The following is a 14,639-nucleotide window of genomic DNA, read 5'->3' on the forward strand; positions in this document are numbered from 1 at the left end:
GACCTAGGATCACCGCCATGAATTCACTCGACTGGTCGGCAGGCCGGTGGACGCATGAGCCGGCCGCCGCCCGAGTGACGCCCGAGGGCGTCCTGGTCGCGACCGCGGTGGAGGGCAGCGACGCCTGGCGGCACACCGCGTACGGCTTCGTGCACGACACCGAGCACGCGCTCGTCGCTCCGTTCGCTCCCGGGTCTTCGATGGAGGTCGAGTTCGGCACGCCGTTCTCGCAGCAGTTCGACCAGGCAGGGATCTTCGTCCGTGCCTCGGATGAGCGCTGGGTCAAGGCCGGTATCGAGTTCGCCGACGGGGTTCCTCAGATCGGCGCGGTCGTGACCGACGGCCGATCGGACTGGTCGGCCTCGTCAGCTCCCGAGTGGGGCGACACCCGGGTGACGTTCCGGGTGAGCTGGGCGGACGACGCGCTGACGATCCGTGCGCGCAGGGAGGATGCGAGCTGGCAGCTGGTGCGCGTACTTCCGTTCGAGACGCGCCGTGAGGTGAGCGCGGGGCCGTTTCTCTGCGCTCCGACACGTGCAGGGCTCGAGGTCCCGTTCTTCGACTGGAGGGTCGGGGCGCCGGACGGCTCTCTGCACTGACGCTATCCGCAGGTCAGCGGCCTCACGGGGCCGGTCCGGGATGGTGTGGCGGGTGGTTCGTGGTGCCCCAGGCAAGAGTCGAACTTGCGACCTTTCGCTTAGGAGGCGGCTGCTCTATCCACTGAGCTACTGGGGCGTTCGCGGATATCTTGCCATGGTGGCGGGTGATACTACGGTTTGGGGTTCGATGCGGTCAGGGGCCAAACTTGGGGCCCTCGCGTAGGTTGAGTCACCGTCGACTCAACCCGAATCCCCCCGATGACAAGCGACGAGTGACGGTGATCTATGCCTGACCCCTCCCTGCCTCCCCGACGTGGGGGTGCGGATTCTGGCTCGGGCGTGTCCGGATTCGAGTGGATGTACGGCGCCGACGAGGCTGCCGGCAATGAGTCTGGGGGGACTCGTTCCGGCCGTGGTGCCCGGGCCGCTGACGTACCGACCGACCAGCCGTCGGCGGAGCCTGGCGGTGGACGGCGGGCCGCGCGTCCGCAGTCCGAGTTCGTGTCGCCGCCTCCTCCGGGCCCAGGTCCGGGGCCGGGGTCAGCGGGCGGTGGTCGCCGCGCTGCGCGTCCGGTTCGTCAGGAGCCGGCTCCGGTCGATCGTTCCGTCGCCGAGCCGCCTCGTGTCGACCCTCTGCGCGTCGAACCGGTGCGGCGGGAGCCGACCCGGGCCGAGCGCTACCAGGCGATGGGCCGGGGGAGCGCGGGTGCGTCACCGACGCCTGCCCCGCCGTCACCTCAGGAGTGGGGCGACCCGGACGTGACCGCTGTCGCGCCGGCGCTGCGCGAGACACCACGCGAGACACCGCGCGAGACACCGCGCCCCGCCCGTCACGTACCCCCGCCGCCTGCGCCGGCGCCCTCCCTCGAGGAGACCGCGGTCGCGCCCGCGCCCGAGTGGTATCGCCAAGATCCTCAGCCGGTTCCTTCCGCGCCCAAGGTCCCCGACCAGCAGCTCGCCCCGCCGGCTGCCCGCGAGTTCGACTGGAACGCCCCTGCCCCCGCCGAGCGGCCCCGCGGACGTACGTCCTCGCGTGACGAGCTGCACGAGGCCCGGCACGAGGCCTATCCCGCTCCGGAGCGCCGGGGCGCGTCGTACGCGTCGGGCTACGACGACGAGCCGTATGACGACTACCCGCCCCAGGGCGGCTACGAAGAGCCGTACGCCCCCTACCCGGGTGACGAGGACGAGGACCGCGACAAGCCGCGGATCAGTGTGTGGCAGGTGCTCAGCTCGACCTTGCTCGTGCTGGCGCTGATCGTCGGGCTGTTCGTCGTCTACACCTACCGCGACCTCAAGTCGAACATCACCACCGTCAGCCTCGGAGAGAAAGCGGCGGATGTCGGTCCGAAGGAGCCGATCAACATCTTGGTGATGGGCTCGGACAGCCGCGATTGCGAAGGGTGCGGCGTCGATGGTGAGAGCGGTGGCGGTTCGGACACCAACATCCTGCTGCACCTGTCCGCCAACCGGAAGTTCGCCTACGGCGTCTCGATCCCTCGCGACACGATGGTGAACCGCCCTTCCTGCAAGACCGAGGACGGGAGCACGGCGCCGGCGGAGTACGTGCGGTGGAACGCCGCGTACGCGACGGCCGGTCCGACCTGCACGATCACCCAGCTGGAGTCCGTCGCCAGCGAGATGTGCGGCAAGAAGTGCGACATCACGGTCAACCATCTCGTGGTCGTCGACTTCGCGAGCTTCAAGGGAATGGTCGACGCCATCGACGGCGTCGACGTCTGTCTTCCCGAGGAGGTCGATGACAAGTACACCGGCGCTCACTTCGACGCGGGCAAGCAGAGGCTGACGGGTAAACAGGCCCTCAACTACGTACGCCTGCGACACGGCCTCGGTGATGGCGGTGACCTCGACCGGTCCAAGCGCCAGCAGGCGTTCATCGGGTCGATGGCGGCCAAGCTGCTCTCCGGCGACACCCTGTCCAGTCCTACGAAGGTGCTCAGCTTCCTCAACGCCGCGACCAAGGGCTTGACCATGGACGAAGGCCTCAAGGACAACCTCGAGACGATGGCGAAGATCGGCGCCGGGTTCAAGAGCATCGGGATGGAGAACATCAAGTTCCTCACCATCCCGACGGTTCCCGATCCCGAGAACCCTGAGGCGACTGTCGTCCTCGACGAGGAGAAGGCGAAGAACGTCTTCAAGGCCATCGCCAACGACAAGCCGCTGACCAAGAAGATCGCCGCCGGGGCGCTGGACGCCGGAGAGGCTTCCGGCAAGAAGAGCAAGGACACGGGCGACGCGCCGTCTGACAGTGGCTCGACCGACGGCGAGACCGCGGACACGAAGCCCTCTGAAGATGCGGCGACCGGTGAGTCGTCGGACACCGCGTCGGACGGTGCCAGCAGCGGCGCTTCCGAGGAAGAGCTCGCCCAGATCGCCGAAGAGGCGAAGGCGGCGCGTGAGCGGGCGGGTCTCTGCTGATGGATGAGGACACCTCGTCCGAGACGGCGGGGCCGGAGGAGCCCGAGGAGCCTGAGTGGAAGCGCAAGCAGCGGCTGGCGCGGATCTTCGGTGACGTGCTCCCCGAGACGACTCAGGACGAGCGGGAGTCGTCGGCCGAGTCGGAGGAGTCGGCGTCGGACCGATGGCTGAAATCGCAGGTGCCGCCTCACCACGGTGGGTGAGACGGCACCTGGGTGCGACTGGGATCAGCGGGCGCTGAGGCTGTCGCGGATCTGCTTGAGGATGTCGATCTCCGTCTCGCCCGGGTCCGGGTCCGGGAAGAAGCGCTCCTTGGCGTGCGTGTACGGCTTCACGATGAGGAAGTAGACGACCGTGGCCATGATGAGGAAGGCGATCACCGCGGTCAGCCATGCGCCGAGGCTGACGCCGCCCGGCGCGTAGTTCGAGAAGTCCGGCGTGCCGCCGAGCTTGCCGAGCAGGTCCATGATGACGTCAACCGTCGCGGTCACGACCGTGGCGAACGCGCCGCCCATGATGAAGGCGACCGCGAGTTTGATCAGGTCGCCCTGGAGCAGGAACTTCTTGAAACCGTCCATGTCTTGCAATTCTCCTGTGCTCATTGTGTGAGGTGAAGGAGACCCCGGATATGGCGTGCGTGGGCCGTCAGTACGCGAAGGTGAGGTAGCCACCCACCCCTGCTGATGTGACGTCCTCGACGCTGCTCGCGGCGACTCCGACGATGACCAGACGCCCCGCCGAAGTGTTCGTGACGCCAAACCCTTCGGTCTTTCCTTGTGCTGAAGAATCATCCCGGTTCGGCTCGGTGGCCTGAGGGAGGCTGAGGATCAGCGTGTCGGTGGTGACCCGGGCGGTCTCGGCGGTGGCGGGGTCGGTGGCGTAGAGGTCCACGGTGTCGCCCACATGGAGCAGGCCGGCCATCTCGGCATCGGGGAGCCGGACCGGGACGGCCACCAGATCGGGGTGTCCCTCGGTCAGCTCCGGCCCCACGAGACGTACGTCGGTGACGGGCTCGCCCCGCCGCAGGGGAGCCGCGAGGCGCTCACCGAGCGGCGCCTCGGCGAGGTCGGCGGGCACGCTGCCGGGGTCGGTCTCGATGTCGGTCAGGTCGGCAGCGGTGAGGACCGTGCCGACCGGCAGATCTCGGGACGCGACCGCCATCGTGGAGGTGTCGGGTGGGTCCGGCCGGGTGGCCGAGAACCCGATCGCGACCGCCGAGGCGGTCAGCAGGAACGCCAGCAGGCGTCGGTGGGCGAGGACCCCGCGGCGTACGCGACGGGTGAAGGACGTGATTCGAGTGAGCATGCGGGCACGCTAGGTCGCCCCCGTGATTCCCGCATCTCGCTATCCACAGCCCAGCTGATGGTGTGGATGAACCTGTGGATAACCCGCCGTGGCGGGCGGTCTCAGTCCGAGGAGCCGGAGGCCGCGGGCGCCGGGGAGGGGGTGCTCGAGGACGAGGTCGAGGACGTGGACGACGTCGACGAGGACGAACCGGAGCGCGAGTCGGTGCGGTAGAAGCCGGAGCCCTTGAAGACGACGCCGGCTGCACTGAAGACCTTGCGCAGCTTGCCGCCGCACTCGGGGCACTCGGTCAGCGAGGCGTCGCTGAAGCTCTGGAACTGGTCGAAGGCGTGGCCGCACTCGGTGCAGGCGTACTGATAGGTGGGCACGTTTCTCCTAGAACAGAATCTGGCACTCGTCGGGTGCGACTGCCAATATTAGCGAACGCCTAGGAGAAGCGCTGCATTCCCTCCGCGCTAGCGGCCGCACCCACGGCCCGGTCGTGGTCCTCCACCGGCACCGGGAGGCCGATCTCCCACGGATAGAGAAGTGCGCAGGTAAAGGTTCCGGCGGGCACCCGAGCCAGGATCCGGTCGTAGGAGCCACCGCCCCGTCCCATCCGGTGTCCCCTCGAGTCGACGGCCAGGCCAGGGACGAGCACCACGTCGGCCCCGGCGATCGCGGAGACGCCCAGGCGCTCCCCGCCGGGCTCCAGCAGCCCCCGAGCCGCCCGGACCAGCTCTCCGTCGTAGACGGCCCAGTCCAGGTCGTTGTCCGGCAGCAGGCACGGAAGGAGGATGCGTTTCCCGGCTGCGTCCAGCTCGTCGATAAGAGGTCCGGTGCCCGGTTCGGTGCCGATCGAGACGTAGAGGGCAACCGTGGCGGCGCTGCGTACGTCTGGAATATCAGTGACCACCTGCGACAGGGCGCGCGCGAGCGAGCCCAGCCGGGGGAGCCCGATGCGCCCCCGGGTGGTCAACAACTGGTCGCGTAAGGCAGTCTTGCGCCCCACGAAGTCAGCGGGGGCTGGACCTTCAGAACCCGGAGGGGTGTGTGAACCCGACACAACGACAGCCTAGGCTTTCCTTTATGGGTAGCCCAGGTTTGGCCAAGGCAATGGCGAAGATGCGCGACGCCGGCGTGGAAGACGTCGCGGTGCAGACATTCGCACATTACTACCGCCAGCTCGAGCACGGGGAGACCGGGATGATCCCGGAGGACACGATCGAGCCGGTCGACATCCCGTCGATCAGTGACGCCGTGGTCAGCGACGACGAGGCGCACGCCGCCATCTCCACCACCGCGGTGATCAAGCTCAACGGTGGCCTCGGCACCTCGATGGGCATGGACCGCGCCAAGTCGCTGCTGTGCGTGCGCAAGGGCCTCAGCTTCCTGGACGTGATCGCCCGCCAGATCCTGCACATGCGCGAGAAGTACGACGTACGCCTCCCGCTGCTGCTGATGAACTCCTTCCGCACCTCCGAGGACAGCCTGGCCGCGCTCGAGCGCTACCAGGACCTTCCGGTCGAGGGGCTGCCGCTGGAGTTCCTGCAGAACCGCGAGCCGCGCCTGCTCGTCGACGACCTGACCCCGGTCGAGTGGCCCAAGGACCCCGAGCTCGAGTGGTGCCCGCCGGGACACGGCGACATCTACACCGCCCTGCTCGACACCGGGCTGCTCGATCTGCTCATCGAGCAGGGCTACGAGCGCGTCTTCGTCTCCAACTCCGACAACCTCGGCGCCGTCCCCGACGAGAAGGTCGCCGGCTGGTTCGCGATGAGCGGAGCTCCCTTCGCCATCGAGGCCGTACGCCGCACCCCCAGCGACCGCAAGGGCGGTCACTTCGCGCGCCGCAAGTCCGACGGGCGCCTCATCCTGCGCGAGACCGCGCAGACGCGCGACGAGGACAAGGTGGCGCTGCAGGACCTCAGCCGCCACAAGTACTGCTCGACCAACAACATCTGGTTCGACCTCAAGGCGCTCAAGAAGGTCCTCTCCGAGCGCGACGGCATCCTCGGCCTGCCGCTGATCCGCAACGAGAAGACCGTCGACCCCTCGGACCCGAACACCCCGAAGGTCGTCCAGATCGAGACCGCCATGGGCGCCGCGATCGAGGTCTTCGAGGGCTCGCAGCTGATCGAGGTCGGCCGCGACCGGTTCGTGCCGGTCAAGACGACCAACGACCTGCTCGTGCTGCGCTCCGACGTCTACGACATCGGCGAGGACTTCGTGCTCGACCAGGTCGCCGACGAGGTGCCGTTCATCGACCTGGACGGCGACTACTACAAGTACGTCGCCAACTTCGACGAGCGCTTCCCCGAGGGTGCTCCGTCGCTGCGGAAGGCGTCCTCGCTGACCGTCAACGGCGACTGGACCTTCGGCAAGGGCGTCCAGGTCATCGGCGCGGTCGAGCTCGACGGCGCCAACGCCGAACGCGTCGCGCCCGCCACCGTGCTGTCCGACTAGTGTTGGCGGGGTGACCCCCGCCGAATACCGCGAGCGAATCCTGGCCGATCTCGAGCCGATGCCGGCCTACCCGCAGCCCTTGATGGACTGCCTCGGGCTGGCGGTGGCCGAGGACATCCATGCCGAGGTCGCGCTCCCGGGCTTCGACAACTCCTCGATGGACGGCTACGCGGTCCGCTACGCCGACGTCGCGACCGCCTCGGCGGACGCACCGGTGCGGTTGCCGGTGCTCGGCGAGATCGGCGCGGGTCAGGCCTCGCTGCTGGCGCTCCCGCCGGGTGCGGCGGCGAAGATCATGACGGGCGCTCCGCTGCCCACGGGCGCCGACACGGTCGTGCCCTACGAGTGGACCGACCGCGGCGTCGCCGAGGTCGAGATCCGGCAGACGCCCGAGGAGGCCCAGCACGTCCGCTACGCGGGCGAGGACGTCGCCAAGGGCGATCTGCTCATCCCCGCGGGCACGGTGCTCGGCCCGCGCCATCTGGGTCTGATCGCCTCGGTCGGACGCGCCCAGGTGGCCGTGCGGCCGCGGCCCCGGGTCGTGGTGCTCTCGACCGGCACCGAGCTGCGCGAGCCCGGCGAGACGCTGGGTCATGACTCGATCTACGACGGCAACTCCTTCCTCCTGGCCGCCGCCGCCCGCAAAACCGGCGCGATCGCCTACCGCGTCGGGATCGTGCCCGACGAGCCGCGGGCGTTCATGACCGCGCTCTCCGACCAGCTCGTCCGCGCCGATCTGGTGGTCACCTCCGGCGGCGTCTCGATGGGCGACTACGACGTGGTCAAGGAGGCGCTGACGCCGGAGGGCGTCTGGTTCGGTCCGGTGAGCATGCAGCCGGGCAAGCCCCAGGGCTTCGGCCGGATCGGTGAGGAGCGGGTGCCTGTCCTGTGCCTTCCCGGCAACCCGGTCTCCTCGTTCGTCTCCTTCGAGCTCTTCGTGCTCCCTGCGCTGCGCCGGCTGATGGGCATGACCCCCGAGGCCCGACCGGCGCGCCGCGCCGCGCTGACCCACGGCGTACGCTCCCCGAAGGGCAAGGAGCAGTATCTCCGCGGTTGGTACGACGGCTCCCGCGCCGGTGTCTCGCCCATCGGAGGCCCGGGATCGCACCTGATCGGCGACCTGGCCGGCGCGAACTGCCTGATCGTGATCCCGCCGGAGACGACCTCGCTGGACAAGGATGCCGAGGTCGACGTGATCGAGCTGGATGTGGAGTTCTGATGGCTGACCGGCTGACCCATGTCGACGAGACCGGCGCTGCCCGGATGGTCGACGTCTCCGAGAAGGCGGTCACCACCCGCACCGCGACCGCCTCCGGGCGGGTTCTGGTCTCTCCTGAGGTGATCGAGCTGCTCCGTGGCGAAGGCGTACCCAAGGGCGACGCGCTCGCCGTCGCCCGCATCGCCGGGATCATGGGTGCCAAGAAGACGCCCGACCTGATTCCGTTGTGTCACCCGTTGGCGATCTCCGGCGTCAAGGTCGAGCTGAGCGTCTCCGACGAATCGGTCGATATCGCTGCGACCGTGAAGACCACCGACCGCACCGGTGTCGAGATGGAGGCATTGACCGCTGTGGCGGTTGCCGGCCTCACCGTGGTCGACATGATCAAGGCGGTCGACAAGCGTGCGGTCATCACCGATGTGCGGGTCGAGACGAAGACCGGCGGGAAGTCGGGAGACTTCACCCGATGAGTCTGAAAGCGACCGTCGTCGTCGCCTCCAACCGTGCCTCGGCGGGCGTCTACGAGGACACCACCGGCCCTCTCCTGGTCGCCTTTCTCGAAGAGCTCGGCTTCGTGGTCGGCCCTCCCGAGGTCGTACGCGACGGCGACCCGGTCGGCGAGGCGATCGCCCGGGCTGCCAACGAGGGGGCGCGGGTCGTCCTCACCACCGGAGGCACGGGCCTGACCCCCACCGACCGCACCCCTGAGGTCACACAGCCGCTGCTCGACCGCGAGATCCCCGGCATCGCCGAGGGCATCAGAGCGGCCGGAGTGGCCAAGGGGATCCCGACGGCGCTACTGTCCCGCGGTCTGGCCGGTCAGATCGGAGCGTGCATTGTGGTGAACCTTCCCGGATCCCGGGGCGGGGTGAAGGATGCGATCGATGTGTTGCGTCCGGTGCTGCCCCACGCCGTGGAGCAGTCGGTCGGCAGTGATCACTGATTGGGACCATTGATGACCGATCCCGGCTGGCCCGCCGTCCTGTCCCACGGCGCGGTGACCGTACGCCCTCTCGACCGTAGCGACGCCAAGGCATGGACCGAGGCGCGCCGCCGCTCGGCTGCCTGGCTGCACCAGTGGGACGCGACCGTGCCCCCGGGTTCGAGCGCCCGGCCCACGACGTTCGCCAGCCTCGTACGTCGTCTTCGGCGTCAGGCCAAGCGTGGCGTGACCTATCCGTTCGCGATCGATGTCGACGGTGTCTTCGCAGGTCAGGTCACGGTCAACAACATCGTTCGCGGGTCCGCGCAGTTCGCCTCGATCGGCTACTGGATCGACCAGGGCTTCGCCGGCCGGGGCGTGATGCCGCTGGCGGTGGCGCTGGTCATCGACCACTGCTTCACCACCGCTCGGCTGCACCGGGTCGAGATCTGCATCCGCCCGGAGAACTCCAACTCGCTCCGCGTCGTGGAGAAGCTCGGCATCAACGAGATCGGATATGCGCCCCGATTCCTGCATATCGACGGCGCCTGGCGAGATCACCGAATCTTCGCGATAACCGTCGAGGAATGTCACCAAGGAATGCTGGCCAGACTGGGTTTGTCACCTGAATGAGGCATTGACGTCGGCGTGTCCTTCTGAAATCACACAAGTCACACGCGACACACCACTGCACGTCCGCCTACGGGCTGGTAATGGCTCCTACGCTTCTTAACGTGGACCCGAGCGCACTCATCTTCGTCGCCCTCGCCGTGGCGTGGGCGGTGTACTTGGTGCCTAAAGCGCTCGAGCACACGGCGACGGCCGAGGACGGGACGAAGAGCCGGGCCGGCGCCGCCATCTCCAAGTCCCGCCGGATCCTCGCACGGCGAGAGGCCACGGGCAAGGACTCCACCGACCTGGTGACCGAGAAGTCCTCGAAGAAGCCCGAGGTCGAGAAGCCTGCTCCACGGCCCGTCCCGATAGCCGTACGCCGCCGCGCGGCTCGCGTCGCGGCCAAACGCCGCAGCATCGTGCTCGGTGTGCTCGTCCTCGGCCTGGCCGCGGTCGGTGCGCTCGCCGGCTTCGGTGTCTTCGGCCCGGTCTGGATCTCGATCCCGGCCGGGCTCGTTGTCGCCTGGCTGGTCACCTGCCGGCTCAGCGTGCGCCACCAGCGCGAGGTCTGGGCGCGGATCCCGTTCCCCGAGGACATCCCCGAGCCGGAGCCCGTCGCCCCGCCCCGGGTCACCTTCGACATCGACCAGGACACCGGCGACCTGGTGGCCGTCGTCGAGCACGACGACACCGGCGAGCAGCTCCCCGAGGGTGCCTGGAAGCCGGTGGAGACACCGCTGCCGACGTACGTCTCCAAGGAGGCGGCGCCGCGCCGCACCGTGCGCACCATCGACCTGGACGCGACCGGGGTGTGGAGCTCTGGCCGCAACGCCGCCGACTCCGAGCTCGTCCGCCAGGCCGAGGAGGCCGAGCGCGCCGCGGCTTCGGCTGCCGAAGAGGCGCGTGGCCGCGCCACGGGCTCCTGAAGCCCTACTGATTGGGTAACACCCGCGACGAGGTGCTAACGTTTCTCATCGCTTGGGGCTGTGGCGCAGTTGGTAGCGCGTCTCGTTCGCAATGAGAAGGCCAGGGGTTCGAATCCCCTCAGCTCCACAAGCAGAAACCCGGTTCTGACCTGCAGCTCCACCGCAGCGACGGCCGGGTTTCTTGTATGTCCGTCCGAGGGCAGGCGTGGCGAGGCCGGCTGATGGACACGTGGTTAACAGTGCCCTGAATCGCCTGCGAAAAATGCCAGCCGAGGCTAAGTTCAGCCTTGCTCGCCGGCTCGGGATCGGAGAAGCGTTCCAGCTGTCCGATTCTTGCCAGGAGTCTCGTTGAATCTCCCATGCCGTCGCATGGTCGCTGTCTGTCTTCTGAAGCGGGTCGGACGTTGAGTTCTGAAGCAAGTCTGGGTGGCATTCTTCGGCGCGGACGGCTTGCGATCGCGACGGTGGCGGTGGCGAGCACGGTCGGGGTGTTGTGCGGTCCGACGTCGACGGCGGAAGCGGCCGCGCTTCCCGGTCGGCTGGAGTCCGGGCGGCCGAGCGTGCTGATGATCAACGTCGACGATCTGGCGGCGACCGACATCAAGTACATGCCGAACGTGCAGAGGCTGCTGGTGCAGCAGGGGACCACGTTCACCGATGGGGTGGCGCCGACGCCGTTGTGCGTGCCGGCACGGGCGAGCCTGCTGACCGGCAAGTACGCGCACAACCACAAGAACTGGTCGATCACGGGGACCAACGGCGGCTACGCGGGCTTCACGGGGCGTCGGAACACGCTTCCGGTGTGGATGGACAAGGCCGGCTATCGGACGATGTTTCTCGGGAAGTACCTCAACAACTACGGCAAGGGCTCGGAGCGCTACTCCAGCGGTGAGCCGGGGTGGGATGACTGGCAGGCGACGGTCGATCCCTCGACCTACAACCTGCTGAGTCCGACGTTCAACAGCAACGGGACGCTCCAGTCGCCGGGGATCTACAGCTCGGTCGCCCTGCAGAACCGCAGCATCAGGATGATCAAGCACGCCGGCACCAACGTGGGCGGCAAGAAGCCGTGGTTCCTGTGGGTCAACTACGTCGCGCCGCATGCGGGCGGCCCGGTCGAGGCCAGCGACCCGAAGAAGCGCTACCCCGATCAGCCGTCGCTGTGGCTGGAGAACACCCGGCCGATGGGTGCGGACAAGGGACGCTTCAGCGGCCTCGAGCTGCCGAAGACACCCGACATGTTCTACGCCGGGCCGGGCCAGGTGACGGCCGGGAAGCCCTACACGACGGCCCAGAAGCGGGTCATGCGCTACGTCTACCAGCAGCGCATCGAAGCGGCGCAGTCGGTCGACCGGGCCGTCGCCCGCACGATCGCCCACCTGAAGGACAGCGGGCAGTACCGGCGTACCGTCATCATCTTCTCCGGCGACAACGGCTACACCACCGGCCATCACAACCGCCAGGGCAAGCTGTGGGAGTTCTCGCAGTCGATGCGGATCCCGCTGATCATGGTCGGACCGGGGATCCCGAAGAACATCAAGGTCGGTTCCGCGGTCGGCAACCCTGACATCGCGACCACGGTCGCCGCGCTGGGGCGGGCGACGCCGGGGCGGACCCAGGACGGCGTCGACATCACGCGGGTGCTCGCGTCGAGCGTGAAGGCCGGTAGGACGCTCTACCGCCCGATCCCGATCGCCGCCTGGCCGACCCAGGGCGGAACGACCAGCAAGTACCGGGGCATCCGCTACGGGCGCTACACCTACATCACCCTCACCGCGACCGGCGTGCCCGTCCTCTACGACCGCGCCGTCGATCCGTACGAGACGCGCAACCTGGCCCGCGACCCGAGGTACACCCAGGTCGTCGCCCAGCTGAGGGCGCTCGATGCGAAGTACCGCGCCTGTTCGGGAAGCACCTGCCCCAAGACGTACGCAGCCACCATGGCCACTCCCAGTCCGAGCTGACCCGGGCCGGCGAGAACCTCCGGGCAGGGTGAACCGCCCAACGGACCCTCAGGCAGGGAACAAGGGCCCTCGCCGCCGCGCGTCGGGAGGCGCAGCGTGGAGGTGTGGAGCCCGAACCGCGCATCGACCTCTACTGGCTGCCGTTGGGCGCCGGGGACAACACGCACTGCGTCCGCGTCAACGGCCGGGCCTACGAAAGGCTGGTCGCGCTCATCGAGCGACGTGACCGGTGCGACCTCTACCACTCGGCGCTGGACGTCTCGCGGGGAGGAGCGCGCTACGTGATCGAGATGGCGCCGGTGTGGAGCATCGGCGCCGGCCAGGGTGCGGTGTCCGAGGGGCCCGTCGGCCTGCGCGTCCTGGGGCGTTCCCGCGCCTTCCGGTACGAGGTCCGCTGCTGGCGCGACGGAGTCATCCCGGACGTCTCCGCCGCTGTCGGTGGTCCGCTCCCGGTGGCGACCGATTTGCGGCGTACGACGCGGCTCCTCGAGCTCGTACCGTCGTTTCCCACAGCCACCTGGGGCCGGGACGAGCTGGGCGCCGGAGAGATGTGGAACTCCAACTCGCTGATCTCCTGGCTGCTCGCCGTGAGCGGGCACGACACCGGGAGCATCAGGCCGCCGGACGGCGGACGCGCTCCCGGCTGGACGGCCGGACTGGTCCTGGCTGCCCGCGAAGGCGGTCACGGGGCCGGTGTGCTCGGCGATGGCCGGGAGCGGGGCGATCGTGATGTGAGGTTGTGAGACCTAGGCGTCCCGCATGTTTACGCCGACGTGGTCTGGAGGTGCGATCGGCCTCGCCAGTATTGACGGTCAAGAGGTCCGGTGTCCCCCGTTGCCCAGCTCGTATCAGAGCCGCGACGGATGTGGCCCCCGCTTGGTAGGACCCGTCTGTCTCCGGTCGCAACGGTGCGATCCTTCGCCCCAGCGTCATCACTGTGGACCCTGCGGAGGTGCCATGCTTGCCACGGATAGTGCCGAGATACCGACGTCGAGCACGAAGCGGCGCGTTGCCGCCCACGTCCATCTGGCCGCCCTGTCATTCGTATGGAGCGCGCACCTGATGGGTCCCTACGCGTTCGCTGGCCCAAGCGGGCTGAGCGCCACGGCTTCCAGCCGAATCTCGGTGCCGGTGGAGGCGCCGCAGGCACCGGCGAGCTACTCCCTACCCGAGGTCGTCCGGGCCGGAGTGCCACAGAGGCGTGTCGTACAGGCTGCGTCGGCCGCTTCGGCAAGTGGAATCCCGACAGCTGCACTTGCCGCGTACCAGCGCGCTGAGACCGTCATCAACGCTGCCGACGAGACGTGCAACATCGACTGGCAGCTGCTCGGGGCTGTGGGTCACGTGGAGTCGGACCACGGCCGCTTCGGCGGCAGCACCCTGGGCCCCGACGGCGTCTCCCGTCCAGGCATCTACGGCATCCCGCTTGACGGTACGAACGACACCCAGGCGATCGAAGACACCGACGCCGGGCAGTACGACCGGGACAAGGTCTGGGATCGTGCTGTCGGTCCGATGCAGTTCGTCCCTGCCACGTGGTCGGCCGTCGGGGTGGACGCCGATGGCGACGGGCAGAGGAACCCACAGAACATCAATGACGCCGCGCTGGCAGCAGCGGTGTACCTGTGCTCAGGGCCCTTTGATCTCGGTAGCGAGGCCGGCCGCCGCGAAGCGCTCCTCCGCTACAACCGGTCGCGGTCCTACGCCGACCAGGTGCTGCGGACTCGAGTGGCGTACCTGAAGGGTGACTACGCCGCCGTTCCCGACCACATCGGGCCGGCGACCGCCATGTCCGGCTCCTATCGGCGGGTTGACGCTGCTGCCAACGGCGAGAACGGGGTACCGAACACAGGGCGGTTCCCGGGGGCTGACAACAGCGCGACGGATCGCCCGGCCTCCGCTCCGGACCGGGATCGCGGTGGTCAGGCAAGCACGGAAGACGAGCCTGAGACCAGACCCGAGTCACCTGCTCCGGAGCCGTCTTCGCCGCCCGAGCACGGCCAGGACGAGGACGAGGGGACTCTCGAGAAGGTCACCGAGCCACTTCCAGCCCCTGTCAGCGAACCTGTCGATCAAGTCGTGACGTTGACCCAGGCGATCACGCTGTGCACGGTGAACGGCGTGAGTCGGCTCGACCTGGTGGCCTGGAACCGGTGCGTCGACGACCTGATCCGCTGAGCTGGTGGACAGGGTCGAGGATGTCGG

Annotated in this window: 16 protein-coding genes and 2 tRNA genes; 13 read left to right on the forward strand and 5 right to left on the reverse strand. The window is 68.5% G+C overall.

Translation table 11 applies throughout. From position 1 onward, the window contains the following. The first annotated feature begins 17 nt into the window (after positions 1–17). Positions 18–599, forward strand: a complete 582-nt coding sequence (locus ACWZJV_RS17705; RefSeq protein WP_457177513.1) for a DUF1349 domain-containing protein — start codon at positions 18–20, stop codon at positions 597–599. A gap of 60 nt (positions 600–659) precedes the next feature. Here ACWZJV_RS17705 and ACWZJV_RS17710 read toward each other — a convergent pair. Then, positions 660–735: transfer RNA gene (locus tag ACWZJV_RS17710), tRNA-Arg, on the reverse strand. A gap of 512 nt (positions 736–1,247) precedes the next feature. Between ACWZJV_RS17710 and ACWZJV_RS17715 the strand changes: the two genes are divergently transcribed. Together ACWZJV_RS17715 and ACWZJV_RS17720 are read left to right on the forward strand one after the other, a co-directional pair. Further along, positions 1,248–3,041 carry an LCP family glycopolymer transferase gene (locus ACWZJV_RS17715; RefSeq protein ID WP_457177515.1) on the forward strand — a complete coding sequence of 598 codons (1,794 nt, stop codon included), beginning with the start codon at positions 1,248–1,250 and terminating at the stop codon, positions 3,039–3,041. Beyond that, complete coding sequence (locus ACWZJV_RS17720) at positions 3,041–3,244, forward strand: hypothetical protein (RefSeq protein WP_457177517.1); 204 nt, start codon at positions 3,041–3,043, stop codon at positions 3,242–3,244. The genes ACWZJV_RS17715 and ACWZJV_RS17720 overlap by 1 nt, the downstream gene beginning before the upstream one ends. A gap of 24 nt (positions 3,245–3,268) precedes the next feature. Here the strand turns inward: ACWZJV_RS17720 and ACWZJV_RS17725 are convergent, their stop codons facing one another. The 4 genes from ACWZJV_RS17725 to ACWZJV_RS17740 all read right to left on the reverse strand — a co-directional run bounded on the left by ACWZJV_RS17725 (position 3,269) and on the right by ACWZJV_RS17740 (position 5,391). Beyond that, complete coding sequence (locus tag ACWZJV_RS17725; protein WP_457177519.1) at positions 3,269–3,619, reverse strand: MscL family protein; 351 nt, start codon at positions 3,617–3,619, stop codon at positions 3,269–3,271. Between the two features lie 67 nt (positions 3,620–3,686). After that, on the reverse strand, positions 3,687–4,346 hold the full coding sequence (locus ACWZJV_RS17730; RefSeq protein WP_457177520.1) for an SAF domain-containing protein: 660 nt from the start codon (positions 4,344–4,346) through the stop codon (positions 3,687–3,689). A 101-nt stretch (positions 4,347–4,447) separates the two neighbouring features. Beyond that, on the reverse strand, positions 4,448–4,714 hold the full coding sequence (locus tag ACWZJV_RS17735) for an FmdB family zinc ribbon protein (protein ID WP_457177522.1): 267 nt from the start codon (positions 4,712–4,714) through the stop codon (positions 4,448–4,450). 59 nt (positions 4,715–4,773) lie between these two features. Then, entirely contained in the window at positions 4,774–5,391 is a 618-nt protein-coding gene (locus ACWZJV_RS17740) for a 5-formyltetrahydrofolate cyclo-ligase (protein WP_457177524.1), read from the reverse strand. A 23-nt stretch (positions 5,392–5,414) separates the two neighbouring features. On the opposite strand from ACWZJV_RS17740, the gene ACWZJV_RS17745 reads away from it, so the two are divergent. From ACWZJV_RS17745 to ACWZJV_RS17790, 10 genes are all read left to right on the forward strand, one after another. After that, positions 5,415–6,791, forward strand: a complete 1,377-nt coding sequence (locus ACWZJV_RS17745; protein ID WP_457177526.1) for a UTP--glucose-1-phosphate uridylyltransferase — start codon at positions 5,415–5,417, stop codon at positions 6,789–6,791. A gap of 10 nt (positions 6,792–6,801) precedes the next feature. Continuing rightward, entirely contained in the window at positions 6,802–8,010 is a 1,209-nt protein-coding gene (gene glp / locus ACWZJV_RS17750) for a molybdotransferase-like divisome protein Glp (RefSeq protein ID WP_457177528.1), read from the forward strand. Further along, positions 8,010–8,480, forward strand: a complete 471-nt coding sequence (moaC, locus tag ACWZJV_RS17755) for a cyclic pyranopterin monophosphate synthase MoaC (protein ID WP_457177530.1) — start codon at positions 8,010–8,012, stop codon at positions 8,478–8,480. The genes glp and moaC overlap by 1 nt, the downstream gene beginning before the upstream one ends. After that, positions 8,477–8,953 (forward strand): MogA/MoaB family molybdenum cofactor biosynthesis protein, encoded by a 477-nt coding sequence (locus ACWZJV_RS17760; protein ID WP_457177532.1) that lies wholly within the window; start codon positions 8,477–8,479, stop codon positions 8,951–8,953. The genes moaC and ACWZJV_RS17760 overlap by 4 nt, the downstream gene beginning before the upstream one ends. Positions 8,954–8,965: 12 nt before the next feature. Continuing rightward, a complete protein-coding gene (locus ACWZJV_RS17765; protein ID WP_008362769.1) occupies positions 8,966–9,565 on the forward strand; it encodes a GNAT family N-acetyltransferase in 600 nt (199 codons plus the stop codon). A 101-nt stretch (positions 9,566–9,666) separates the two neighbouring features. Next, the gene (gene sepX / locus ACWZJV_RS17770) at positions 9,667–10,470 is read left to right on the forward strand and encodes a divisome protein SepX/GlpR (protein WP_457177534.1); all 804 of its coding nucleotides are present in this window, start codon (positions 9,667–9,669) and stop codon (positions 10,468–10,470) included. Positions 10,471–10,524: 54 nt separating this feature from the next. Beyond that, positions 10,525–10,597: transfer RNA gene (locus ACWZJV_RS17775), tRNA-Ala, on the forward strand. Positions 10,598–10,934: 337 nt separating this feature from the next. Beyond that, on the forward strand, positions 10,935–12,434 hold the full coding sequence (locus ACWZJV_RS17780) for a sulfatase-like hydrolase/transferase (protein ID WP_457177536.1): 1,500 nt from the start codon (positions 10,935–10,937) through the stop codon (positions 12,432–12,434). Positions 12,435–12,538: 104 nt separating this feature from the next. After that, complete coding sequence (locus ACWZJV_RS17785) at positions 12,539–13,177, forward strand: hypothetical protein (RefSeq protein WP_457177538.1); 639 nt, start codon at positions 12,539–12,541, stop codon at positions 13,175–13,177. Between the two features lie 214 nt (positions 13,178–13,391). Beyond that, complete coding sequence (locus ACWZJV_RS17790) at positions 13,392–14,612, forward strand: lytic transglycosylase domain-containing protein (RefSeq protein ID WP_457177540.1); 1,221 nt, start codon at positions 13,392–13,394, stop codon at positions 14,610–14,612. The last annotated feature ends 27 nt before the right edge of the window (positions 14,613–14,639 follow it).

The organism is Nocardioides sp. WG-D5 (genome assembly GCF_054031175.1).